Origin of the sequence: Escherichia sp. MOD1-EC6475 (genome assembly GCF_003046645.1) — a bacterium.
Taxonomy (GTDB): Bacteria; Pseudomonadota; Gammaproteobacteria; order Enterobacterales; family Enterobacteriaceae; genus Escherichia; species Escherichia ruysiae.
Genome location: NZ_PZKQ01000018.1, coordinates 15615 through 39499 on the forward strand (window position 1 = coordinate 15615; position 23885 = coordinate 39499).

Annotated in this window: 21 protein-coding genes; 7 read left to right on the plus strand and 14 right to left on the minus strand. The window is 53.1% G+C overall.

Translation table 11 applies throughout. The annotated features are described in order from the left end of the window. Positions 1 to 71: 71 nt before the first annotated feature. Genes nrfG through nrfA form a run of 7 tightly spaced genes read right to left on the minus strand, consistent with a single transcriptional unit; the run spans position 72 to position 6445 of the window. Positions 72 to 668 carry a heme lyase NrfEFG subunit NrfG gene (gene nrfG / locus A7589_RS05735; protein WP_000812887.1) on the minus strand — a complete coding sequence of 199 codons (597 nt, stop codon included), beginning with the start codon at positions 666 to 668 and terminating at the stop codon, positions 72 to 74. Beyond that, positions 665 to 1045, minus strand: a complete 381-nt coding sequence (gene nrfF / locus A7589_RS05740; protein WP_001032529.1) for a heme lyase NrfEFG subunit NrfF — start codon at positions 1043 to 1045, stop codon at positions 665 to 667. Before nrfF ends, nrfG begins: the two co-directional genes overlap by 4 nt. Further along, the gene (locus A7589_RS05745; protein WP_071988046.1) at positions 1038 to 2756 is read right to left on the minus strand and encodes a heme lyase CcmF/NrfE family subunit; all 1719 of its coding nucleotides are present in this window, start codon (positions 2754 to 2756) and stop codon (positions 1038 to 1040) included. The genes nrfF and A7589_RS05745 overlap by 8 nt, the downstream gene beginning before the upstream one ends. Before the next feature lie 19 nt (positions 2757 to 2775). Continuing rightward, on the minus strand, positions 2776 to 3732 hold the full coding sequence (gene nrfD, locus A7589_RS05750) for a cytochrome c nitrite reductase subunit NrfD (protein WP_000189602.1): 957 nt from the start codon (positions 3730 to 3732) through the stop codon (positions 2776 to 2778). Continuing rightward, positions 3729 to 4400, minus strand: coding sequence for a cytochrome c nitrite reductase Fe-S protein (nrfC, locus tag A7589_RS05755; RefSeq protein WP_000220281.1), 672 nt, complete (start codon positions 4398 to 4400; stop codon positions 3729 to 3731). The genes nrfD and nrfC overlap by 4 nt, the downstream gene beginning before the upstream one ends. Beyond that, complete coding sequence (gene nrfB / locus A7589_RS05760; protein ID WP_010354304.1) at positions 4397 to 4963, minus strand: cytochrome c nitrite reductase pentaheme subunit; 567 nt, start codon at positions 4961 to 4963, stop codon at positions 4397 to 4399. The genes nrfC and nrfB overlap by 4 nt, the downstream gene beginning before the upstream one ends. Positions 4964 to 5008: 45 nt before the next feature. Next, positions 5009 to 6445 carry an ammonia-forming nitrite reductase cytochrome c552 subunit gene (gene nrfA, locus A7589_RS05765; protein WP_000196877.1) on the minus strand — a complete coding sequence of 479 codons (1437 nt, stop codon included), beginning with the start codon at positions 6443 to 6445 and terminating at the stop codon, positions 5009 to 5011. Between the two features lie 393 nt (positions 6446 to 6838). On the opposite strand from nrfA, the gene acs reads away from it, so the two are divergent. The 3 genes from acs to actP all read left to right on the plus strand — a co-directional run bounded on the left by acs (position 6839) and on the right by actP (position 10933). Then, on the plus strand, positions 6839 to 8797 hold the full coding sequence (gene acs / locus A7589_RS05780; protein ID WP_108188761.1) for an acetate--CoA ligase: 1959 nt from the start codon (positions 6839 to 6841) through the stop codon (positions 8795 to 8797). A gap of 175 nt (positions 8798 to 8972) precedes the next feature. Beyond that, entirely contained in the window at positions 8973 to 9287 is a 315-nt protein-coding gene (locus tag A7589_RS05785) for a DUF485 domain-containing protein (RefSeq protein WP_001296646.1), read from the plus strand. Then, positions 9284 to 10933, plus strand: coding sequence for a cation/acetate symporter ActP (gene actP / locus A7589_RS05790; RefSeq protein ID WP_000832546.1), 1650 nt, complete (start codon positions 9284 to 9286; stop codon positions 10931 to 10933). Before A7589_RS05785 ends, actP begins: the two co-directional genes overlap by 4 nt. 38 nt (positions 10934 to 10971) lie before the next feature. Here the strand turns inward: actP and A7589_RS05795 are convergent, their stop codons facing one another. Together A7589_RS05795 and A7589_RS05800 are read right to left on the minus strand one after the other, a co-directional pair. Then, the gene (locus A7589_RS05795; RefSeq protein ID WP_000181101.1) at positions 10972 to 11661 is read right to left on the minus strand and encodes an LrgB family protein; all 690 of its coding nucleotides are present in this window, start codon (positions 11659 to 11661) and stop codon (positions 10972 to 10974) included. Beyond that, on the minus strand, positions 11654 to 12064 hold the full coding sequence (locus tag A7589_RS05800; protein ID WP_000109437.1) for a CidA/LrgA family protein: 411 nt from the start codon (positions 12062 to 12064) through the stop codon (positions 11654 to 11656). The genes A7589_RS05795 and A7589_RS05800 overlap by 8 nt, the downstream gene beginning before the upstream one ends. Positions 12065 to 12167: 103 nt before the next feature. Between A7589_RS05800 and A7589_RS05805 the strand changes: the two genes are divergently transcribed. Next, a complete protein-coding gene (locus A7589_RS05805) occupies positions 12168 to 13052 on the plus strand; it encodes a LysR family transcriptional regulator (RefSeq protein WP_000354951.1) in 885 nt (294 codons plus the stop codon). 35 nt (positions 13053 to 13087) lie between these two features. Here the strand turns inward: A7589_RS05805 and A7589_RS05810 are convergent, their stop codons facing one another. The 3 genes from A7589_RS05810 to soxR form a co-directional block, all read right to left on the minus strand. Further along, positions 13088 to 14737, minus strand: coding sequence for a Na+/H+ antiporter (locus tag A7589_RS05810; RefSeq protein ID WP_000402211.1), 1650 nt, complete (start codon positions 14735 to 14737; stop codon positions 13088 to 13090). Positions 14738 to 14887: 150 nt separating this feature from the next. Next, positions 14888 to 16237, minus strand: a complete 1350-nt coding sequence (gene ghxP, locus A7589_RS05815; RefSeq protein ID WP_000106865.1) for a guanine/hypoxanthine transporter GhxP — start codon at positions 16235 to 16237, stop codon at positions 14888 to 14890. A 546-nt stretch (positions 16238 to 16783) separates the two neighbouring features. Continuing rightward, positions 16784 to 17248 carry a redox-sensitive transcriptional activator SoxR gene (gene soxR, locus A7589_RS05835; RefSeq protein WP_000412428.1) on the minus strand — a complete coding sequence of 155 codons (465 nt, stop codon included), beginning with the start codon at positions 17246 to 17248 and terminating at the stop codon, positions 16784 to 16786. 85 nt (positions 17249 to 17333) lie between these two features. Between soxR and soxS the strand changes: the two genes are divergently transcribed. Beyond that, positions 17334 to 17657, plus strand: coding sequence for a superoxide response transcriptional regulator SoxS (soxS, locus tag A7589_RS05840; RefSeq protein ID WP_000019358.1), 324 nt, complete (start codon positions 17334 to 17336; stop codon positions 17655 to 17657). A gap of 2 nt (positions 17658 to 17659) precedes the next feature. On the opposite strand, the gene pdeC is transcribed toward soxS, so the two are convergent. Further along, positions 17660 to 19246, minus strand: coding sequence for a cyclic di-3',5'-guanosine monophosphate phosphodiesterase PdeC (gene pdeC / locus A7589_RS05845; RefSeq protein WP_000019885.1), 1587 nt, complete (start codon positions 19244 to 19246; stop codon positions 17660 to 17662). A gap of 448 nt (positions 19247 to 19694) precedes the next feature. On the opposite strand from pdeC, the gene A7589_RS05855 reads away from it, so the two are divergent. Beyond that, a complete protein-coding gene (locus tag A7589_RS05855; protein ID WP_000224315.1) occupies positions 19695 to 19976 on the plus strand; it encodes a YjcB family protein in 282 nt (93 codons plus the stop codon). A 98-nt stretch (positions 19977 to 20074) separates the two neighbouring features. Here A7589_RS05855 and ssb1 read toward each other — a convergent pair whose 3' ends face one another. Then, on the minus strand, positions 20075 to 20611 hold the full coding sequence (gene ssb1 / locus A7589_RS05860) for a single-stranded DNA-binding protein SSB1 (protein ID WP_000168309.1): 537 nt from the start codon (positions 20609 to 20611) through the stop codon (positions 20075 to 20077). Between the two features lie 250 nt (positions 20612 to 20861). Between ssb1 and uvrA the strand changes: the two genes are divergently transcribed. Next, a complete protein-coding gene (uvrA, locus tag A7589_RS05865) occupies positions 20862 to 23684 on the plus strand; it encodes an excinuclease ABC subunit UvrA (protein ID WP_000357758.1) in 2823 nt (940 codons plus the stop codon). Positions 23685 to 23885: the final 201 nt, after the last annotated feature.

Here is a 23885-nt window from a genome sequence, read left to right on the forward strand (position 1 = left end):
ATTATTTTTTACATGTGTTCATTCGATTATTTTTTACGCAGCTCAATAACATAATCTGCAATACCGAATGATTAGTCCGATCGCCGTTGAAGGAGTTTTGCCATATTAATCGACTCAACCAACTGTGTCCGGTTGACCCTGGGTGAATTGAGATCCATCACTTTTTGCCATAGTTCGATGGCTCGCGCGTAATTCGCCTGCATAAACGCATCGGAAGCCAGCAGCATCAGGGCGGTGATTTCGTTTTCGTCCAGCGCGAGAGCTTTGTCGATCATCGCGCGAGTCTGGGCGGTCATATGCTGGCTGGCCTGGTAATAAAGCACCGTCGCCAGCGCCGCGTACAGTTCTGCATTTTCGCCACGCAGCCGTAGCGCCTGACGGTACGCCAGCAGCGAATTACTGTAATCGTTTTGCCACAGGTAATACTCGCCCAGCAACGCCCATTGTTCGCTGTTTTGCGGGTTGGCGCGGATTTTATCCTGCAATGCCAGAAGCTGTGTCTCTGGTGTTTGCTGGCTGGCAAACTGATGCAACGGATCGCGCTGACGCTGATACTCCGCACGTACCGCCTGCCATTTTGGGCTTAACAGATAACTGCCGACACAGAGAAATACCATCAAAATCGTGAGTATTGTCAGCATTTTCACCGGTATTTTTGGCTGTTTCATCGCTTCGCCCTCACTCGCCAGAGGATTAGTGCCATCAGCAGTAACAACACCACAGGCAGCGCCCACAACACCAGCGTCTGACCCGTTAACGGTGGGTTATAGCGAACAAAATCTCCGTAGCGTTCGGTCATCCAGCCAATGATTTCGACTTCGTTCTTCCCCTCCGCCACCATGCTGTAAACCTGATGGCGCATACTGACTGCCACCGGCGCGTTGGATTCCAGTAAGTTCTGATTTTGGCACTGCGGACAGCGTAACTGACTGGCAATACTTAACGCCTGTTCCTGTTGCTGCGGATTGGCGAATTGCCAGGTGTCTACGACCTGAGCGTGCACAAAACAGGCGAACAGCAGCAAAGTGAGAAGCCCTTTATTCATCGCGCTTCCTCCCCCGCCATCCGCTTAATAACGCGCCCGCAATCATCAACAATCCTCCCCCCCAAATCCAGCGCACACCGCTTTGTACATACAAACGAAAAGCGTAACGATCCGCTCCGGTTTTTTCACCCATGACCGCATACCAGTCATGGATGCCGTTCCAGCGAATTGACGGCTCCATCATTTGCTGACGACGTGCTTCGTAAAAACGCCGCTCCGGTGTCAGTTCACCAATGCGTTGCTGATGGTCAAATAACGCCACTATCGCTTTTTCGCTGGTGTAATTACCTTTGGCTTGTAGATCGAGGCGCTCAAAACGGAAGGTGTATCCTGCCAGCGTCACCTGCTGACCCGGCTGTAAATTCAGGCTGATCTCCTGACGGCTGACGCTGGAGACCACGATCCCGACGGCAAATAACAGCACGCCCGCATGAGCTACCAGCGCCGGAAGCTGCACGCGTTTGCCAGAGACAAACGTCGCCAGCACAATCACCACCAGCATCAACAGACCAAACGGTAACGTCGCGCGGTTAAAATACGGCGCGCCAACGGAGAGGCGTCCCCAGCCCAGCAGGCCGTAAATCATCGGATAAAGCGTTCCCACCAGCACGATCAGTAGCACTGCGCAAAACAGCAACAGCGTAGCGAGGATTAACATTTCCCGCGATAACACCGAAAAACGCACCGCCGGGCCACCGTCCCGCGCTCGCCAGCCATACAGAGCCAAAGACGCAAGGCTAATCAGTGCAAACAGGCTGAACAACGGCACGGCGCGGACGTTATCCAGCGCGAACGCATGAACCGAAACCAGAATGCCAGAACGGACAATTAAGGTGCCCAGCAGCGACAGCATCAGAGTAACTATCGCCAGTAACAGCGACCAGTGGCAGAAAATCCCCCGCTGGCGTGTCAGGGACAAACTGTGCAGCAGCGCAGTGGCAGAAAGCCAGGGTAATAAAGAGGCGTTTTCCACCGGATCCCAGAACCACCAGCCGCCCCAGCCCAGTTCGCAATAGGCCCACCAGGAACCGAGGATGATCCCCGCCGTTAATGCGCTCCAGCCAGGTAGTGCCCAGCGCCAGCAAATTCGGGCGCTGGCCGCATCAAACTCGCCGCGCAGTAAACTCGCCAGCGCCACGCTCGCCGCCACCATCAAACCGCCATAGCCGAGATAAAGCAGCGGTGGATGAAAGATAAGGCCGGGATGTTGCAGCATCGGATTGAGATCGCGACCTTCAATTGCTGGCGGAAATATCCGTACAAAGGGATCGGACCACAGCACCACAAACAGCAACAGTGCGGCGAGCATGAGAGATAAAACGGCTAACGTCAGCGGAAATAACGGATCGGTTTGCTGCCGATAATGCCAGGCAAACAGCGCGCTCCAGGCGGAAAGTAACAACATCCAAAGTAGCAACGAACCTTCATGACCGCCCCACACCGCCGCCAGTTTGAGTTCCCACGACAGCAGGCTGTAGCTATGTTGGGCGACATAAATGACCGAGAAATCGCTGATGAGAAAACAATATGTCAGCACGCCAAAGGCGAGCAGCAGGAGCACGAACTGCGCCAGAATGCCGATGCAAGTGAGTCGCATCATGGCAGGCCAGCGCAACCGCACTCCCGCGAAGGTCGTCAACGGGGTCAACACATTGACCCCAAGACTTAACAACAACGCCAGAAAACCGACTTCAGGAAGGAATACGTCCAGAAACCACCTCTTTTCTGGTTTATGCCACCGTCAACTGTCCGGCGTAGAGAATGAAAAAGCGCAGCATCAATACACCGACCAGGCTGGCTCCACACGCCGCCAGCACGGCAGGAATGCCGGAACTGCGATTCACCCACGGTTTGAGCAGCATTGGCACAATCAGCCCCAGCCCGGCAACACCAAGCCAGAACCACCACGTCCAGAAACCGCCGCCCAACGCCGCCACCAGCGCACGCACTTTACCGTCATCGCCCAGCGCCAGACCGACGAAAAACGCCACCAGCAGGAAGATTTCACCCCATACCACGGGAATTTCCATACGGTGAACAAAGTGCGCTTCCGTAGAATGCGGATTACTGCGCTGGCGTATCGCCATGGCGATCAGCGCCACCGCCGCACCGGACGAGATACCGGAGAACAGGAACAGCACCGGCAGGATCGGGTTATTGAGAAACGGATACGACTTCAGCGCCGACAGCAGGAAGCCAGTATAAGCCCCCAGCAGCACCGCCAGCACCAGCATCAATGTTTCCAGTCCGCGATGAACGGGCGTCAGCAGGTTCAGAACCTTTTGCACGATCCCCTGCTTCGGCAACCAGCGTTGTTGCAGGGCAAGCAAATCGTGTTCAAAGATTTTCGCCAGCCACAGCACCAGCACCACCATGTAGAGCTGAAACAGCATTACCCCCATCGACATCACCGAGGTAAAACTGTAGTGGAACATCAGCTTCCAGAAGGTCCACGGCCTCGTCAGGTGGAAGACGAGGATCAACAGACCGAGGATCACCGCGCCAGGCCCGACAATCAGCGTGGTTCGCAGCAACGTACTGTCTGCGCCGCCCGCCTGCGGGTAGAAGCGACGCAGCAACACCGCCAGCGTCACCAGCCCGGCAGAAATCCCCACCAAAAACAGATAGATGGCAATCGGCCAGTCCCACACCAGTGATTCAAAATGAAATGCGGAAGCCTGCGTCATTGGCTCACCTCCCCGTATTTAAACGGTACGCGGTACAGCTTCGGTTTGGTTCCCAGCGCCAGCTTGTAGCGGTAAGTGGGCTTCTGGCGCAGCAATTGCGAAATCTCACTGTTGGGATCGTCCAGATTGCCAAACGTCAGCGCCTTCGTCGGACAAGCCTCGACGCACGCGGGCAGCTTACCGGCCTGCAAATTGGTCTTACGGCAGAAATCGCATTTGTCCGCCGTCTTTGTGACCGGATGGATAAAGCGCACGCGGTACGGACAGGCGGCGATGCAGTACTGACAACCGACGCAGAGATCCGGGTTAACATCGACAATCCCACTGGCAGCATCGCGAAAAGACGCACCGGTCGGGCAGACGTCAACGCACGGCGCATGATCGCAGTGCTGGCAAGACTTGCGGAAGAAGCGATATTTCACATCAGGAAATTCGCCCTGTGGCTCGCTACGAATAATCGTCAGGCGCGAGACACCTTCCGGCACCTTGTTCACTTCCCGACAAGCATCCATACAGGCGGTACAGCCGATGCATAACGACTCGTCATGCACCATGCCGTAACGCACGCCATTAATATTCAACGTTTTCGCCACCACGCGCCCTGCGGTGCCGCTGACGGCTGCCAGCACGCCGACGCCGGTGAGAAACTGGCGACGTGACCAGGTCATGGCTGCTCCTTAAGCAACGGAACAGACGCCGGGTTAAAGTTCGGATTGGTGCGCTGATCGCTGTGGCAATCGACGCAAATCTTAATCCGTCCTTTGTCACTTAACGTCTGCATCGTATCTTGCTGTGGATGCAGGGAATGGCAGCTGGCGCACGCCACTTTGGTCACGTGGACATCGTGCGGCCAGAACGCTTTTTGCAACTGTTCCGGCAGATGGCAGGACATACAGACACTGTTCTGCTCACCAACGTTGTACATCGGCTCGTTAAAGCGCATCACATCTTTCACCCCTTCACGGTGTTGCGGTGACGGCTGGCCGTGACAGTTGGTGCAGGTGACCGGCAGTTTATTATTTGGGTTGATAACGGAAGCATGTTTGCCATGCATACCTTCGGTGTCTGGCTTATGACAGTCCAGACAGGCGGCATCCGGGTTACGCTGCTGGGTAACTTCGTAGCGATCTTCAGATGCCTGCGCCGCAGGGGTAGCGGTAATTCCGTTCAGGCTCCACAACAGGCCCGACGCCAGCACCCCGGCAGTTAATAACGAACGTAATACGCTCATATTCACTCCATTGTGTTTTCCGCCCCTTGCGAGGCGGAACGGGGGTTATTGGCTTAACAGACCGTTTTTACGTGCCTGCTCTTCCCACTGCGGGATCACCGTTTTGATGAAGTCCTGCTTCTCGGCCTTGATTTGCTCCATGTTCAGGCCAATTGCCTGCTGGGCTTTCTCTTTGGTCGAGATATCCGGGATCTGGATTTCATGGGTGATGCCTTTGGTCGCCAGCAAACGCGCCAGTTTGGTACGCGCATCCGCCGCTTTATCCATCGCCGTGCCAAGCATCCGCAGACCTTCTTCCGGCGCGTGCATATGAATGCCGTGGGAAGCGATCGCCAGATCCCAACGCCACTGAGCATGACGGATATCGTCCTGAATCGGCTTCATTTCAGCCTCCGTCGCGCCTGCATCCAGCGCCGCTTTCGCTTCGAAGTGGGCGTGAACCAGTTGATCTTCAACCTTGATTTTCAGGTCGTTAATCGACTGTTTACGCTCCGCGACCACTTTTTGCAGCGTGGCTTTGTCCTGGGTATGGCAGTTCGCACAGGTCTGGGCAAAGTTATCAAACGGATTGCCAATTTTATGGTCGGTGTAGAGTTTGCCTTCGGCGTTCTGCACTTTCGGCATGTGACAGTCGATACAGGTCACGTTATTTTTGCCGTGAATGCCCGCACTCCAGGTTTCATATTCCGGGTGCTGCGCTTTCAGCATTGGCGTTTTCGACAGGGAGTTAGTCCAGTCAGAGAAGGCAATTTTGTCGTAATACTGCTCCATGTTTTCGACTTTCATGCCGTTATCCCACGGGAATTTAACGGCTTTATCTTTACCGTCAAAGTAATACTCCACGTGGCATTGACCGCAGACCATCGACTGCTGGTCGAAGCGTCCGCCTTTCTCAAAAGGTTTACCAATCGCTTCCATCGCACGAGCCGCATACGGACGTGAAAGGGTTAACTCCGGTTTGCCTTTGGCGAACTCTGGCGAAGCAGTGTTATGGCAGTCAGCACAACCCAAGTTGTTGACGATTTCCGGGCCGCCGCGCGCCCATTTACCGTGGAAGTAGCCATCTTCGCCGTCTTTCTGGATCAGACGCGCCACATCCGGGCTTTTACAACTCCAGCAGGCCATTGGCATCGTGCCATCTTCGGCATTTTTCGGCGCACCGGTACGCAAAGTTTCACGCACATCGGTCACAGCAAAGGCATGTCCGCGCGGCTTGTTGTAATCGCGTGAGAAGGGATATCCCGCCCACAGGATCACCAGACGTGGATCTTCCGCCAGTGCGTCAACACGCTCTGATTGTTCCGAGGTGGCTTTCCAGGAGAGATATTGATCGGGGTGCTGCGGGGCAAAGGTTTCATTCTTCGCTTCCACAGTTACAGGTTTCGCGGGAGCGGCCGTTTGTTCAGCGTGAACAGAAGTGAAAAAGAAAAAAGGAATCAATAAGCTGAAGATACGGCGTGCGTTTATTTTTATCCTTGTCATAGGGGCTTCATCCAAATTTTGCCATTGAGGAAATGGCAGTTTTTATTGTTTTTTCATAACAGTAACCGCACATACACTGTTATGACATTGCTCGCCCCTATGTGTAACAAATAACCACACTCAGAATGTTGTCTTTAATCAATTGTAAGTGCATGTAAAATACCACTTTAGAGTTAGTCAGTATCTTCCTCGTTTTCAACAGCATGCATAACTGCATGTTCCTCAAAGAATTAATCAACTTTTGTTGGTGACCTTCAAAAATTACCCTGCCGTTTATTTGCACAATTCTACTTTTGCGTGATCTGTCGCCCAAATACTAAACAAAACTGCCAATACCCCTACATTTAACGCTTACGCCACATATTATTAACATCCTACAGGGAGAACAAAAGCATGAGTCAAATTCACAAACACACCATTCCTGCCAACATCGCAGACCATTGCCTGATAAACCCTCAGCAGTACGAGGCGATGTATCAACAATCTATTAACGCACCAGATACCTTCTGGGGCGAACAGGGAAAAATTCTCGACTGGATCAAACCCTACCAGAAGGTGAAAAACACCTCCTTTGCCCCCGGTAATGTGTCAATTAAATGGTACGAGGACGGCACGCTGAATCTGGCGGCAAACTGCCTTGACCGCCATCTGCAAGAAAACGGCGATCGTACCGCCATCATCTGGGAAGGCGATGACGCCAGCCAGAGCAAACATATCAGCTATAAAGAGCTGCACCGCGACGTCTGCCGCTTCGCCAATACCCTGCTCGAGCTGGGCATTAAAAAAGGTGATGTGGTGGCGATTTATATGCCAATGGTGCCAGAAGCCGCAGTCGCGATGCTGGCCTGCGCCCGCATTGGTGCGGTGCATTCGGTAATATTCGGCGGCTTCTCGCCGGAAGCCGTTGCCGGACGCATTATTGATTCTAACTCACGGTTGGTGATCACTTCCGACGAAGGTGTACGCGCCGGGCGCAGCATTCCGCTGAAGAAAAACGTCGATGACGCGCTGAAAAATCCGAACGTCACCAGCATTGAACATGTGGTTGTACTGAAGCGTACTGGCGGGAAAATTGACTGGCAGGAAGGGCGCGACCTGTGGTGGCACGACCTGGTTGAGCAAGCCAGCGATCAGCACCAACCGGAAGAAGTAAACGCCGAAGATCCGTTGTTTATTCTCTACACCTCCGGTTCTACCGGTAAGCCGAAAGGCGTACTGCACACTACCGGCGGTTATCTGGTGTACGCGGCGCTGACCTTTAAATATGTCTTTGATTATCATCCGGGCGATATCTACTGGTGCACCGCCGATGTGGGCTGGGTTACCGGACACAGTTACTTGCTGTACGGCCCGCTGGCCTGCGGCGCGACCACGCTGATGTTTGAAGGCGTACCGAACTGGCCGACGCCTGCCCGTATGGCGCAGGTGGTAGATAAGCATCAGGTCAATATTCTCTATACCGCGCCAACAGCCATTCGCGCACTGATGGCGGAAGGCGATAAAGCGATTGAAGGCACCGACCGTTCGTCGCTGCGTATTCTTGGTTCCGTGGGCGAGCCAATCAACCCGGAAGCGTGGGAGTGGTACTGGAAGAAGATAGGCAACGAGAAATGCCCGGTGGTTGATACCTGGTGGCAGACCGAAACCGGCGGTTTCATGATCACCCCGCTGCCTGGCGCTACCGAGCTGAAAGCCGGTTCGGCAACACGTCCGTTCTTCGGCGTGCAACCGGCGCTGGTCGATAACGAAGGTAACCCGCTGGAAGACGCTACCGAAGGCAGCCTGGTGATCACCGACTCCTGGCCGGGTCAGGCGCGCACGCTGTTTGGCGATCACGAGCGTTTTGAGCAGACCTACTTCTCCACCTTCAAAAATATGTATTTCAGCGGCGACGGCGCGCGTCGTGATGAAGATGGCGATTACTGGATCACCGGGCGCGTGGACGACGTGCTGAACGTCTCTGGTCACCGTCTGGGAACGGCAGAGATTGAGTCGGCGCTGGTGGCGCATCCGAAGATAGCCGAAGCCGCTGTCGTCGGTATTCCGCACAATATTAAAGGTCAGGCGATTTACGCCTACGTCACGCTTAATCACGGGGAGGAACCGTCACCAGAACTGTACGCAGAAGTCCGCAACTGGGTGCGTAAAGAGATTGGCCCGCTGGCAACGCCAGACGTGCTGCACTGGACCGACTCCCTGCCTAAAACCCGCTCCGGCAAAATTATGCGCCGTATTCTGCGCAAAATTGCGGCGGGCGATACCAGCAACCTGGGCGATACCTCGACGCTTGCCGATCCAGGCGTGGTCGAGAAGCTGCTTGAAGAGAAGCAGGCTATCGCAATGCCATCGTAACCCACAATTGCCGGATGCGGCGTAAACGCCTTATCCGGCCTACATTTGGCAACGGCTGTAGACCTGATAAGACGCAACAGCGGCGCATCAGGCGATGGGTTACCTGAGCGTTAACCTTCTCCCATAAGGGAGCGGGAATTAAAACAATCCCTACATTACCTCTGGAGAATCTGTGATGAATGGCACTATTTATCAGCGGATAGAAGACAATGCGCATTTCAGGGAGTTAGTCGAAAAACGGCAACGGTTTGCCACCATCCTGTCGATTATTATGCTGGCAGTTTATATCGGCTTTATTTTACTGATCGCCTTCGCGCCCGGCTGGCTGGGCACTCCGCTGAACCCGAACACCAGCGTCACACGCGGGATTCCAGTCGGTGTTGGAGTGATTGTGATTTCCTTTGTTCTCACTGGTATCTACATCTGGCGGGCGAACGGCGAATTTGACCGTCTTAATAATGAAGTCCTGCATGAGGTACAAGCATCATGAAAAGAGTTCTGACGGCGCTTGCCGCCACACTCCCTTTCGCAGCTAACGCGGCGGATGCTATTAGCGGGGCCGTAGAGCGCCAGCCAACGAACTGGCAAGCGATCATTATGTTCCTGATTTTCGTCGTGTTTACGCTCGGTATTACTTACTGGGCGTCAAAACGCGTACGTTCTCGTAATGACTACTACACCGCAGGCGGCAATATCACCGGTTTCCAGAACGGGCTGGCGATTGCGGGTGACTATATGTCTGCCGCCTCATTTTTGGGGATCTCCGCGCTGGTGTTTACCTCCGGCTATGACGGCTTAATTTACTCGCTGGGCTTCCTGGTGGGCTGGCCGATCATTCTGTTCCTGATTGCCGAACGTCTGCGTAATCTCGGTCGCTATACCTTTGCCGATGTGGCCTCGTACCGTCTGAAGCAGGGACCAATTCGTATTCTTTCGGCCTGTGGTTCTCTGGTGGTCGTGGCACTTTACCTTATCGCCCAGATGGTAGGCGCAGGTAAACTGATCGAACTGCTGTTTGGCCTTAACTATCACATTGCGGTGGTTCTGGTCGGCGTACTGATGATGATGTACGTCCTGTTCGGCGGAATGCTGGCGACCACCTGGGTACAGATTATCAAAGCCGTACTGTTGCTGTTCGGTGCCAGCTTTATGGCCTTTATGGTGATGAAACACGTCGGCTTTAGCTTCAACAATCTGTTCAGCGAAGCGATGGCGGTACACCCGAAAGGTGTCGACATCATGAAGCCGGGCGGGCTGGTGAAAGATCCGATCTCCGCGCTGTCGCTGGGGCTGGGACTGATGTTTGGTACGGCTGGCTTGCCGCATATTCTGATGCGTTTCTTTACGGTCAGCGATGCCCGTGAAGCGCGTAAGAGCGTGTTCTACGCCACCGGATTTATGGGTTACTTCTATATCCTGACCTTTATTATCGGTTTTGGCGCGATCATGCTGGTCGGTGCGAATCCGGCCTATAAAGACGCGGCAGGGGCGCTGATTGGCGGTAACAACATGGCGGCGGTTCACCTGGCCAATGCGGTAGGCGGTAACCTGTTCCTCGGCTTTATTTCAGCGGTTGCTTTCGCCACCATCCTCGCGGTGGTTGCGGGTCTGACGCTGGCAGGTGCATCGGCGGTTTCGCATGACCTGTACGCCAACGTCTTCAAAAAAGGCGCGACCGAACGTGAAGAGCTGCGGGTATCGAAAATCACCGTGCTAATTTTGGGTGTGATTGCCATTATCCTCGGCGTCCTGTTTGAGAATCAGAACATCGCCTTCATGGTGGGTCTGGCGTTTGCCATCGCGGCGAGCTGTAACTTCCCAATCATTCTGCTTTCTATGTACTGGTCGAAACTGACCACGCGTGGTGCGATGCTGGGCGGCTGGTTAGGATTGATTACTGCGGTGGTACTGATGATCCTCGGCCCGACTATTTGGGTACAGATCCTCGGTCACGAAAAAGCCATCTTCCCGTATGAATACCCGGCGCTGTTCTCGATCACCGTGGCATTCCTCGGCATCTGGTTCTTCTCGGCAACCGATAACTCAGCGGAAGGGGCGCGTGAGCGTGAACTGTTCCGTGCGCAATTTATCCGTTCCCAGACCGGCTTTGGCGTTGAGCAAGGCCGCGCGCATTAATCTCTACCCTTCCCCGGTCGCCTGATCGGGGAATTCCTTCAGAACATCATCCAGGCCACCAGCGGCGACACCAGTACCATCAATACGCCAGAAAGCATCATGACCAGACTGGCAACCACGCCCTCTTGTTGACCCAGTTCATACGATCGCGCAGTCCCGGCGCCATGAGACGCCGCGCCAAATCCGGCACCTTTCGCCATCCCTTCGCGGATAGAGAGACGTAAAAACAGCACGTCGCCAATCGCCATACCAAACACGCCGGTGACCACCACAAACAGCGCCACCAGATCGGGCTGTCCGCCGAGCGACTGGCTCGCTGCCAGAGCAAATGGCGTAGTGACCGAACGCACCGCCAGGCTCCGCTGGATCTCATCCGGCAGGGTAAATAATCGCGCCAGCCACACCGAGCTGGTCACTGCCACCACCGTTGCCGTCAGTACGCCCGCCGTCAGCGACATCCAGTGACGTTTAATGATCGCCCGATTGTCATACACCGGCACCGCAAAGGCGATGGTTGCCGGGCCTAATAACCATAGTAGCCAGTGCGCTTCGCCAATATAGTTTTGCCAGGAAATATTGCCGAAAACCAGCAGCATAACCAGTAGTGCAGGCGTCAGCACCAGAGGCATCAACGGCAGTTTACGAAAGCGGCGATAAAGGCGTTTGTTAAGAAAATAGATAACCAGCGTAATCGCCAGGCAGAGCATACTTAGCTGAAAATTAGTCACGGTTTAACCTGCGCATTTCATAGCGATAGACTTTTTCCACTACCCAGGCGGTCGTGCCCAGAACCATCACCGTACTCAACGCAATCACCGCAAAAATACGCCAGCCATCTGCCAGTAATAGTTGTGCATAGTTCACCACCGCCACCACGGCAGGGACAAAAAACAGCAGCATTTCGGCCAGTAACCAGCGCGCCCCGGCACGTACCCATTGCAGAGGAATAATGCGGCAAACAATCAGCGCCAGCATCAGGATCATCCCCACCAGATTGGCGGGTAGCGGCAAATGCAGCCAGGAGACGAGATATTGCGCAAAAATAAATAAACCTGCATACAGCACAACCTGCACAAATACCTGCATAGATTGCACAACGGCAGGGGTAATGCGGCGAAGCGCCACGGACATGAGGGGATATCCTGAAAATAAAACAGAACGCTAAGTATAGAGAGCCTCATGCCGCTACTGAAATGAATTAAAATCATTGCAGGTATAGTCAAAGGGAATAGTTATGGATATCAGAACGCTGCGTTATTTTGTCGAAGTCGTGCGCCAGCAGAGCTTCACCCGCGCAGCGGAGAAGCTGTTTGTGACCCAGCCCACCATCAGCAAAATGCTGAAGAATCTCGAAGACGAGCTGAACTGTATATTGTTGATCCGTGATGGTCGTCGGCTGCTTCTCACTGATACTGGTCGCGTCGTGTTTGAGCGTGCACTGGCAATTCTTGCTGAGTTTCGGCAACTGGAGGCCGAGCTGGACGATATAAACCAACTCAATAAAGGCATATTGCGGCTGGGAATTCCGCCAATGGTTGGCATGTTAATGGCTGGACCTGTGGGGCTGTTCCGCCAGCGTTACCCCGGCGTGGAACTGAAGATTTCGGAGTTTGGTGGTCTGACGGTACAACAAGCGGTAATGAACGGCGAACTGGATATGGCACTGACCGCCCTGCCAGTAGAAGAAAGTGGCCTGACAACGTTATCGCTGTTTAGTCATCCGCTTTGTGTGCTGGCGCCGCGTTCAGGTAAATGGCTTGAGCGTGATGCCGTCTCACCAGAGACACTGGCGGAACATCCTCTACTTATCTATAACGAAGATTTTGCCTTAAGTAAGCAATTAATGGCGTTATTCGATGAACATGGCGTTAAGCCGAGGATTGCGGTTCGCAGCGGGCAATGGGATTTTCTCGCCGCGATGGTTCAGGCCGGTGTCGGAATAGCCATTTTGCCGGAACCCATTTGCCAGCGATTAGATAAAAACACCTTAAAATGGCTGCCGCTGGAAAGCGAACTACGCTGGAAATTAGGCATGATTTGGCGTGAGGGCGTTTACCTTTCCCACTGTGCCCAGGCGTGGCTGACCTGTTGTGAAGGATACTGGTTAACCCCAGAGTAAGGCAGGTTGGCGGGCTCACCCGCCAACCATGCAGATTATTGATTTTCCTCAATTAGCAACGCTTCAAGCAAATCGAGATCGTGCAGTAATTTTTGCAGCGTTTCGTTGCTGATCTCCCGCGTGGCGCGCAGGTGGTAGAGTTCAGCGCGTTCAGAACGCAGCGCCGCCAGACGGAAGCGACGCTCCAGGTTCTCTTCCTGAACCGAACTTTCGACGTCGTTGCGACCATCGGCGCGACGGCGCAGATTACCAATGACGCGAGAGCTGACTTCAGTGAGCAACTGGTTGTCGATATTCTCTTCGGTGTCCGCCGCCAGACGCTCCTCCATTTTCTGGATCGCCACAATCGCCACTTCAGCGGTTGCTGCACGCGCGATTCGCTCCTCTTTCAACTGTTGAGAGTGGTCCGCGACTTCAATGTGTTGCAGCAGAACAGGCAGCATCACTACGCCGACAAACAGCGAAAAGAGAATGACGCCAGCCGCCAGGAACACCAGCTCATAACGCGCCGGGAAGACATTTCCATCCGGCAACAGCAGAGGGATAGAGAGCACACCAGCAAGAGTGATTGCCCCGCGCACCCCAGCGAAAGACGCGATCAGAATTTCTCGTGTAGTCCACGAACCAAACTCCATCGGCTTCTTCTTCAGGAAACGGTTGCTGAACTTTTTCATCGTCCACAGCCAGCCAAAACGTACCAGCATTAGCGCCGCATAAATCAAGATGATGTCGGTAAACAGCATCCAGATTTCGACGTTAGGGTCAATTTCCGCCGCAACCAGCGACGTTTCCAGAATCCCTGGCAGTTGCAGGCCCAGCAGCAAGAACACCATGCCGTTAAAGACAAATTCCAGCATCGCCCAGGTGCTGTTCGCGCGCAATCGCATCGCCAGCGGCGCACGGCGCATCACGCCGGAACGGGTGATGGTCATCCCGGCGGCAACTGCTGCGAGGATGCCGGAAACGCCAATATGTTCAGCAATCAGATAAGAGGCAAACGGCAGTAGGAACAGCAATACGATCTGCGTCGCGGGTTCATCGCCGCCCCAGCGACTGAGGAAACGCAACGAGCGACCATACAGCCAGCTCACCACGAAGCCCGCCAGAATGCCGCCAATGGCCACTTTCATAAATTCGACCGTCGCACCGCCGACGGTGAAGATCATCGTCCCCATCGCAACTGCCACGGCAAACTTCAACGACACCAGGCCGGAGGCGTCATTCATCAACGCTTCGCCCTGCAAAATGCCCATGATTTTTTTCGGAATGCGCCCTTCGCCAACAATCCCGGAGAGCGCCACGGCATCGGTCGGAGAGAGCACCGCCGCCAGCGCAAAGGCGGGTATCAGCGGGATACCCGGCACCACCCAGTAAATAAGGAAGCCAATGCCGACCACGGTGACCACCACCAGCGCCAGCGCGAGGCCGAATATTTCCCGACCATGTTCGAGAAATTCGCGGGTTGGTGTTTTCCAGCCATCAGCAAACAGCAACGGCGGGATAAACAAGACTAAAAAGAGTTCAGGATCAAACTCCACATGCAAACCAAACGTCGGCCACGCCAGTAGCGCACCGATGGCAATTTGCATAAGCGGAAGCGGGATCTGAAAGGGCATGACACGAGTGACCACCCCGGACAGCGAGACCACGAGGGTCATTATCAGTATGGTGAAGAAGATTTCCATGCGTTCCCTGTTTGCAATGTTTTTTATGATTTGAGAAAGGCGTTATGCCCGGACTCTCAATTTTTCAGAATATCGCAAAAGCTCACACAATGTACGGAGAAAAATAAAAACGGGCAGCCATTGCCACCCGTTTTCAGAATCTTATTAAGCTTAGATGGCCCAACCTCCGGCATAGAAGGTGACCAGCGCCACGGCGATAACGACCGTACCGATGTTCAGCTTACGCCATTCGCCAGAAACCAGACGACCAATCACCAGGGTCGCGAAGCCGATCATGATGCCAGTTACGATATTACAGGTCAGCACGATGAATACTGCCGTTACCAGACCCGCCATTGCATCGACGAAATCAGCAAAGTCGATTTTCGCCACGTTGCTCAACATCAACAGGCCAACGTACATCAGCGCCGGAGCTGTTGCGTAACCCGGAACGAGGTAAGAGAGCGGAGAGAGGAACAGAATCAGCAGGAACAGCACGCCAACCGTGATTGCCGTCAGACCGGTTTTACCGCCCGCCGCTGTACCCGCCGCAGACTCAATGTATACCGCAGCCGGAGCCGCACCGACCAGGCCAGAGAAAACACTGCTCAGGGAGTCGGTGGTCAGAGCTTTGCCGCCGTCGATAATCTGCCCGTCTTTATCCAGCAGGTTCGCCTGACCGGCTACCGCACGGATGGTTCCGGTGGCATCGAAAACAGCAGTCATCACCAACGCCAGTACGCTCGGCAGTACCACAGGGTTCAGCGCCCCCATAATATCCAGGCTACCAATTAGCGAATTACCGTTCTCATCGCTCAATGAAGGCATGGCGAAAACGCCAGAGAAGTGGACGTTAGGATCAAAAAGCAGACCCACAATCGAGATGCCGATAATGGTTAACAGGATACCGCCTGGTACTTTCAGTTTTTCCAGGCCGATAATCACCGCCAGACCTACCAGCGACATAATCACCGGGAAGGTCGCGAAATCACCCAGCGCCACTGGCAGACCATCGAGCGGGTTTTTAATCACCAGACCGACGCCATTGGCAGCAATCAGCAGCAAGAACAGGCCGATACCAATCCCCGTGCCGTGCGCCACGCCGTGCGGCAAGTTGCGCAAAATCCAGCTACGGATACCCGTGGCAGAAATTACCGTAAACAGCACACCCATCAGGAACACGGCACCCAGCGCGACAGGTACGCTAATATGTTGCCCCAGCACCAGGCTGAATGCGGTAAACGCCGTCAGAGAGATGGCGCAGCCGATAGCCAACGGCAGATTGGCCCATAACCCCATCGCGATAGAGCCAATCCCGGCAACCAGACAAGTCGCAACAAAAACTGCCGCTGGCGGGAAGCCCGCTTTACCCAACATACCTGGAACGACGATAACCGAGTAAACCATCGCCAGAAACGTTGTTAACCCGGCAACCACTTCCTGACGGACAGTGCTTCCACGTTGTGAAATTTTAAACCAGGCGTCGAGTGAACCGCCGGTACGCGCTGATGGCGTAGACATAAGAAAACATCCCCTGAGAGTTTATTTTTCGTCAAGATGCGTGGCGGACAATCCCCTGCCAGCGAAACGTTATCTTCCTGCTTCAGGTTTGCGACAATCTGGGGCGTCGCAAAAAAGCAAACGTTTAGCTCCGCGCATACAAAACGGGTGGTAAAAAAAAGCAAACGATTATCCGGCGATCATAGCGGCTTTTTCAACCGAAGTTTGCTGCTTTTTTCCCTTTTCTTGTGTTGACGATGAAAAACCAGGCAATTGATGCGCAAACGTTATCGTTGATGCGCAAAATTACGGCATTTGTAGGCAACTTGTGGCGAAGGTTCGCGGTAAAAAATCACGCAAGATGACAAAAATATTGCGGCTAAAAAGGATCACTTTGCACTGGCGAAGAAACAGCGGTGACATACAATTAAAGTATCAACACTAACCGGAACCTCCACCACGTGCTCGAATGAGGTGTGTTGACGTCGGGGGAAACCCTCCCGTGTACCAGCGGGATAGAGTGAAAGACAAAGACTGGAAAACAAACTAAAGCGCCCTTGTGGCGCTTTAGTTTTGTTCATCTTCCAGCAAGCGTGCGCCGGTGCCTTCTTCCCCTAAGCGGTCGCCAGGGTTACGCAACGGGCAGTCGCTACGCGAAAGGCAGCCGCAGCCAATACAACCGTCCAGTTCATCACGCAGCGCGACTAAGGTATGAATGCGCCGATCCAATTCTTCTCGCCATTGCGAAGATAGCTGTTTCCACTCTTTCGCACTTAACGTATGCCCTTCGGGCAACACACCAAACGCTTCACCAATGGTCGCCAGCGGAATGCCAATGCGTTGAGCAATTTTGATAATTGCGACATATCGCAACACATCACGCTTATATCGCCGCTGATTACCGCTATTGCGGATACTGGTAATCAATCCTTTGCTTTCATAGAAGTGCAGCGCCGATACCGCCACGCCGCTACGTTTCGCCACTTCGCCTGGAGTAAGCAAGGCTTTAATGCGGGGTAATTTCTTTTCCATAAATCGCTTTACCTCAAGTTAACTTGAGGAATTATACTCCCCAACAGATGAATTAACGAACTGAACACTGAAAAGAGGCAGATTTATGTCCCATCAGAAAATTATTCAGGATCTTATCGCATGGATTGACGAGCATATCGACCAGCCGCTGAACATTGATGTGGTGGCGAAAAAATCAGGTTATTCAAAGTGGTATTTACAGCGGATGTTCCGCACAGTGACGCATCAGACGCTTGGCGATTACATTCGTCAACGCCGCCTGCTACTGGCTGCCGTTGAACTGCGCACCACCGAGCGCCCTATTTTTGATATCGCGATGGATCTGGGTTACGTCTCACAGCAGACCTTTTCCCGCGTTTTCCGTCGGCAATTTGATCGCACTCCCAGCGATTACCGCCACCGGCTCTAGGGTTACTGCCCGCGCATGGCGTCATGCGCGGGTAATTGCTCTGCCCATGCCATAAAAACCTGCGGCGGCATCGCCTTTGCAAAGTACCAGCCCTGACAATAGCGCACGCCGCGTTTGCGCAGCCAGTTGACCTGATCCTCAGTTTCCACCCCTTCTGCAATCGTTTTTAGACCCAGACTGTGTGCCAGTTCGATGATGTGTTCCGCTATCAAATGGCTGGTTTTATGCGTGGTCAACGTCTCAACAAACGATTTATCGATTTTCAGGATATCAATATTCAATGAGTTAAGGTTATGCAGGTTGGAGTAGCCAATACCAAAGTCATCGATCGCCACTTCGTAACCAGCCTGACGGAAAGCCAGAATAATCGGCGTCATTTTGGCAACATCAAGAAATGCATGTTCAGTGACTTCAAATTTAATTTGCTGCGGACGCACCGTGAATTGCTCTATTTTTTGATTAGTTAAGGCAATCACCCTTGAAGTATGAAAATCGGAGGCAGACAAATTAATTGAAGTAGATAATTCAGGGTGTTTTTCCAGCCAGGAACCGAGATCGTCAAACACCATATTAATGACATAATCTGTCACCTGCGCAATTAGCCCCTCTTGTTCCGCCAGCGGAATAAACTCTGCTGGCGTCATTACCTGTCCCTGATTCCCCGGCCAGCGTAGCAATGCCTCAGCGCCAATACATTTATTCGTTTTAATATCAATAATCGGTTGGTAATAGAGACAAAGCTGCCGTTTTTCGAGGGCACGTTGCAATTTACGCTTAGGTGACTGGTACTTCTGGTTTATACGCAGCCAGAGTAAAAGCAGCACCAGGCTGCCCATAATGCCTGCCGGTAAGGCAAATACAAGGTGATTATAAAAATGTGACAAAATGCGCTGAGTTGAGGTTGCAACGATAGCAGCAATGGGACGTTTTGTTGAATGGACTATCGCATATAAATAACCGTTATGCTGTACGGTTATTTCCCTTTGATGAATCAATGGTGAAAATTTTTCTGCTGAGGCTTGTTTGCTTAAAGAGAAAAAGGTTTTCGTCACCGTATCATATACCCCCCATTGCAGCGTTGGATCGTCAGACATCACCTCGCTCCAGAATAAAGGGTTAATTACCGCGACATAGTTTCCTCGCTGCATATAAGTCATTTTATAACCGGCAAAAAAAGGAGTGTCGCGATAATAATAGATTGAGACATTAGGTTCACGCTTATAGTTCGCTGGCGGCATCGTATAGCCGTTAACGGGAGCCATTAATGTTGAGCATAAAAAAAGGTTATCGTGGGCATAGATCAATTCGTTGATATAAAGATAACCACGGATAATATTCAGCATTTGTTGTTGATGAGAGGGAGTACAAATTTGTCCCTGATAGCGTTCCGCATCGTCGCTTGCTAAATCTGCCTGGCGAATGACCAGCTCGGATTTCTCCAGTGCCAACAGAGCAAAAGCACGCAGTTGATTATTCGCTTCCGCTTTAGCCCAAAGAAAGGCAATCCATAGCGACAGAATGATGGGAAGGAGGACTACAAAGATAATACCCGGCAACGCCAGCAATTTGTGTCGCACACTATGGCTCATTTCTATCAATTCCCTGCCTGGTTATACCTGGTCATTGCAAGGTGAAAACCCTGACTACCGACGACGTTAGATAAATCTTACGGTATAAATAGCACTTTTGCCTGATTTGAAATTGATACCTTTATAATTGTTGTTTAAATGAAAATAACTCGCTGATATCAAAAGGGCTTTGTTGAAAAAACGCAGGTCAGGCAGGAAGTTACAATTTTTCTTTATTGTGCATTGTCTCGATTTCACTGAAAAACCACATAATTAGTGCAGCAATAAAAGTAGCTGCATAATCTGGCTAACAAACGAGCAATTGTGATATAGTTCACAAAAATTTATGAAACAAACTAAGTGTTTCATTTTATGTTCTGAAAGTCCCGCGATAGCCAGAGTGTACCACGCCCCCCCGTGAGTAATGCCGCGCTATCCAGGGCTTGGTAATTTTCAGAGGAAATGTTTGATGGCTACCCTCACCACTGGCGTGGTTCTTCTTCGCTGGCAGCTTATTAGCGCCGTATTGATGTTTCTGGCCAGCACGCTCAACATCCGCTTTCGGCGCTCTGATTATGTCGGGCTGGCAGTGATCAGTAGCGGTCTGGGCGTGGTTTCCGCCTGTTGGTTCGCAATGGGGTTGCTTGGCATCACAATGACCGATATTACCGCCATCTGGCACAACATTGAGTCGGTGATGGTGGAAGGGATGAGTCAAACTCCACCACAGTGGCCGATGATTTTGACCTGATATGCAGAAGCCTCCATAACGGAGGCTTCTTTTTTATGGCTGGCGGATGCTTTAATCATCCACCTTAAAACAATATAACCTATTGTTTTAATGACAAATCAGAACGGAATGTCGTCATCGAAATCCATCGGCGGCTCGTTAGACGGCGCTGCCGGTGCGGACTGCTGCGGGCGAGACTGAGCACCGCCGCTGAACTGATTGCCACCCTGCGGCTGCTGAGGCTGACCCCAACCGCCCTGCGGCTGGCCGCCGCCGACGTTACCGCCTGCCGGTGCGCCGCCGCCCTGGCGACCACCCAGCATCTGCATGGTACCGCCAACGTTCACCACCACTTCTGTGGTGTAGCGATCCTGACCGGATTGGTCAGTCCATTTGCGGGTACGCAGCTGACCTTCGATATAAACCTGAGAACCTTTACGCAGATATTCGCTGGCAACTTCCGCCAGTTTGCCGAACAGCACAACACGGTGCCATTCAGTCTGCTCTTTCATCTCGCCGGTCGCTTTATCACGCCAGGATTCGGAAGTAGCCAGCGTAATGTTGGCAACTGCGCCACCATTTGGCATATAGCGTACTTCCGGGTCCTGGCCCAGATTACCAACGAGAATAACCTTATTTACGCCTCTGCTGGCCATGTCGTGTCTCCTGAAAAAAACGTTCTAATAAGTGTAAACGCGCGATTGTAGCATTACCAATAGCGGTTTTACCACGATGTGACCTCGGTTCCGGTAAACAAACATGGCCCGACATTGTTACACAGCACTCCGGGTTTTGCATTCCAATACTGTATATTCATTCAGGTCGATTTGTGTCATAATTAACCGTTTGTGATCGCCGGTAGCGCCATGCCGCCGGGCAAAAAAGTGTTTAATCCGGGAAAGGTGAATGGATAAGATCGAAGTTCGGGGCGCCCGCACCCATAATCTCAAGAATATCAACCTCGTTATCCCCCGCGACAAACTGATTGTCGTCACCGGGCTTTCGGGTTCTGGCAAATCCTCGCTCGCTTTCGACACCTTATATGCCGAAGGGCAGCGTCGTTACGTTGAATCCCTTTCCGCCTACGCGCGGCAGTTTCTGTCACTGATGGAAAAACCAGATGTCGATCATATTGAGGGGCTTTCTCCCGCCATCTCAATTGAACAGAAATCGACGTCTCATAACCCGCGTTCCACAGTGGGGACCATCACTGAAATCCACGACTATTTGCGTCTGCTGTACGCTCGCGTCGGCGAGCCGCGCTGCCCGGATCACGACGTTCCGCTGGCGGCGCAAACCGTCAGCCAGATGGTGGATAACGTGCTTTCGCAGCCTGAAGGTAAACGTCTGATGCTACTCGCGCCAATCATCAAAGAGCGCAAAGGCGAACACACTAAAACGCTGGAGAATCTGGCGAGTCAGGGTTACATCCGCGCGCGCATTGATGGCGAAGTCTGCGATCTTTCCGATCCGCCCAAACTGGAACTGCAAAAGAAACACACCATTGAAGTGGTTATCGATCGCTTCAAGGTGCGTGACGATCTTACCCAGCGTCTGGCTGAATCGTTTGAAACCGCACTGGAGCTTTCCGGCGGTACAGCGGTTGTTGCGGATATGGACAATCCCAAAGCGGAAGAACTGCTGTTCTCCGCGAACTTCGCCTGCCCGATTTGCGGCTACAGTATGCGTGAACTGGAACCACGCCTGTTCTCGTTTAACAACCCGGCGGGTGCCTGCCCGACCTGTGACGGCCTCGGCGTACAGCAATATTTCGATCCCGATCGCGTGATCCAGAATCCGGAACTGTCGCTGGCTGGCGGTGCGATCCGTGGCTGGGATCGCCGCAACTTCTATTATTTCCAGATGCTGAAATCACTGGCAGATCACTATAAGTTCGACGTCGAAGCGCCGTGGGGCAGCCTGAGCGCAAACGTGCATAAAGTGGTGCTGTACGGTTCTGGCAAAGAAAATATCGAATTTAAATACATGAACGATCGCGGCGATACCTCCATCCGCCGCCATCCGTTCGAAGGCGTGCTGCACAATATGGAGCGCCGTTATAAAGAGACGGAATCCAGCGCGGTACGTGAAGAGTTAGCCAAATTTATCAGCAATCGCCCGTGCGCCAGTTGTGAAGGGACGCGTTTGCGCCGTGAAGCGCGCCATGTTTATGTCGAGAATACGCCGCTGCCTGCAATCTCCGACATGAGCATTGGTCATGCGATGGAGTTCTTCAACAATCTTAAACTCGCCGGACAACGGGCGAAGATTGCGGAAAAAATCCTCAAAGAGATTGGCGACCGCCTGAAATTCCTCGTTAACGTTGGGCTGAATTATCTGACACTTTCCCGCTCGGCAGAGACACTTTCCGGCGGCGAAGCCCAGCGTATCCGTCTGGCGAGCCAGATTGGTGCGGGCCTGGTTGGCGTTATGTATGTGCTGGATGAGCCGTCTATCGGCCTGCATCAGCGCGATAATGAACGTCTGCTGGGTACGCTTATCCATCTGCGCGATCTTGGTAATACCGTGATTGTAGTGGAGCACGACGAAGATGCGATTCGCGCCGCTGACCACGTTATCGACATCGGTCCGGGCGCAGGTGTTCACGGTGGCGAAGTGGTCGCGGAAGGGCCGCTAGAAGCGATTATGGCAGTGCCAGAGTCGTTGACCGGGCAGTACATGAGTGGTAAACGCAAGATTGAAGTGCCGAAGAAACGCGTTCCGGCGAATCCGGAAAAAGTGCTGAAGCTGACTGGCGCACGCGGCAACAACCTGAAAGATGTGACGCTAACGCTGCCAGTGGGTCTGTTTACCTGCATCACAGGGGTTTCAGGTTCTGGTAAATCGACGCTGATTAACGACACGCTGTTCCCGATTGCCCAACGCCAGTTGAACGGCGCGACTATCGCCGAACCGGCACCCTATCGCGATATTCAGGGGCTGGAGCATTTCGATAAAGTCATAGATATCGACCAAAGCCCAATTGGCCGTACTCCGCGTTCCAACCCGGCGACCTATACCGGCGTGTTTACGCCTGTACGTGAACTGTTTGCGGGCGTACCGGAATCCCGTGCGCGCGGCTATACGCCAGGACGGTTCAGCTTCAACGTCCGTGGCGGACGCTGCGAGGCCTGTCAGGGCGATGGCGTGATCAAAGTTGAAATGCACTTCCTGCCGGATATTTACGTACCGTGCGACCAGTGCAAAGGTAAACGCTATAACCGCGAAACGCTGGAGATAAAGTACAAAGGCAAAACCATCCACGAAGTGCTGGATATGACCATCGAAGAGGCGCGTGAATTCTTTGATGCGGTGCCAGCTCTGGCGCGTAAACTGCAAACGTTGATAGACGTTGGCCTGACGTACATTCGCCTCGGGCAGTCCGCCACCACACTTTCCGGTGGTGAAGCCCAGCGCGTGAAGCTGGCGCGTGAGCTGTCAAAACGCGGCACCGGGCAGACACTGTATATTCTCGACGAGCCGACCACCGGTCTGCACTTCGCCGATATTCAGCAACTGCTCGACGTACTGCATAAACTGCGCGATCAGGGCAATACCATTGTGGTGATTGAGCACAATCTCGACGTGATTAAAACCGCCGACTGGATTGTCGATCTTGGTCCGGAAGGCGGCAGCGGCGGCGGCGAAATCCTCGTCTCCGGTACGCCAGAAACCGTCGCAGAGTGCGAAGCTTCGCATACAGCGCGATTCCTCAAGCCAATGCTGTAATCACAAAGGCCGCTTTCTGAGCGGCCTCAGATTATTGACAAAGTGCGCTTTGTTCTTGCTGGATGCGCGTGAACCGCCTTATCCAGCCTACAAAAACATGCAATTTCAATATATTGCAGAGATTGCGTAGGCCTGATAAGCGTAGCGCATCAGGCAATTTTGCGTTTGTCATCATTCTCAGGCCGCTTTCTGAACGGTCTT

Coding starts and splice junctions, on each gene's coding strand:
- nrfG (WP_000812887.1), bottom strand. CDS start 668: ATGAAACAGCCAAAAATACCGGTGAAAATGCTGACAATACTCACGATT.
- nrfF (WP_001032529.1), bottom strand. CDS start 1,045: ATGAATAAAGGGCTTCTCACTTTGCTGCTGTTCGCCTGTTTTGTGCAC.
- nrfD (WP_000189602.1), bottom strand. CDS start 3,732: ATGACGCAGGCTTCCGCATTTCATTTTGAATCACTGGTGTGGGACTGG.
- nrfC (WP_000220281.1), bottom strand. CDS start 4,400: ATGACCTGGTCACGTCGCCAGTTTCTCACCGGCGTCGGCGTGCTGGCA.
- nrfB (WP_010354304.1), bottom strand. CDS start 4,963: ATGAGCGTATTACGTTCGTTATTAACTGCCGGGGTGCTGGCGTCGGGC.
- nrfA (WP_000196877.1), bottom strand. CDS start 6,445: ATGACAAGGATAAAAATAAACGCACGCCGTATCTTCAGCTTATTGATT.
- acs (WP_108188761.1), top strand. CDS start 6,839: ATGAGTCAAATTCACAAACACACCATTCCTGCCAACATCGCAGACCAT.
- A7589_RS05785 (WP_001296646.1), top strand. CDS start 8,973: ATGAATGGCACTATTTATCAGCGGATAGAAGACAATGCGCATTTCAGG.
- actP (WP_000832546.1), top strand. CDS start 9,284: ATGAAAAGAGTTCTGACGGCGCTTGCCGCCACACTCCCTTTCGCAGCT.
- A7589_RS05800 (WP_000109437.1), bottom strand. CDS start 12,064: ATGTCCGTGGCGCTTCGCCGCATTACCCCTGCCGTTGTGCAATCTATG.
- A7589_RS05805 (WP_000354951.1), top strand. CDS start 12,168: ATGGATATCAGAACGCTGCGTTATTTTGTCGAAGTCGTGCGCCAGCAG.
- A7589_RS05810 (WP_000402211.1), bottom strand. CDS start 14,737: ATGGAAATCTTCTTCACCATACTGATAATGACCCTCGTGGTCTCGCTG.
- ghxP (WP_000106865.1), bottom strand. CDS start 16,237: ATGTCTACGCCATCAGCGCGTACCGGCGGTTCACTCGACGCCTGGTTT.
- soxR (WP_000412428.1), bottom strand. CDS start 17,248: ATGGAAAAGAAATTACCCCGCATTAAAGCCTTGCTTACTCCAGGCGAA.
- soxS (WP_000019358.1), top strand. CDS start 17,334: ATGTCCCATCAGAAAATTATTCAGGATCTTATCGCATGGATTGACGAG.
- pdeC (WP_000019885.1), bottom strand. CDS start 19,246: ATGAGCCATAGTGTGCGACACAAATTGCTGGCGTTGCCGGGTATTATC.
- A7589_RS05855 (WP_000224315.1), top strand. CDS start 19,695: ATGGCTACCCTCACCACTGGCGTGGTTCTTCTTCGCTGGCAGCTTATT.
- ssb1 (WP_000168309.1), bottom strand. CDS start 20,611: ATGGCCAGCAGAGGCGTAAATAAGGTTATTCTCGTTGGTAATCTGGGC.
- uvrA (WP_000357758.1), top strand. CDS start 20,862: ATGGATAAGATCGAAGTTCGGGGCGCCCGCACCCATAATCTCAAGAAT.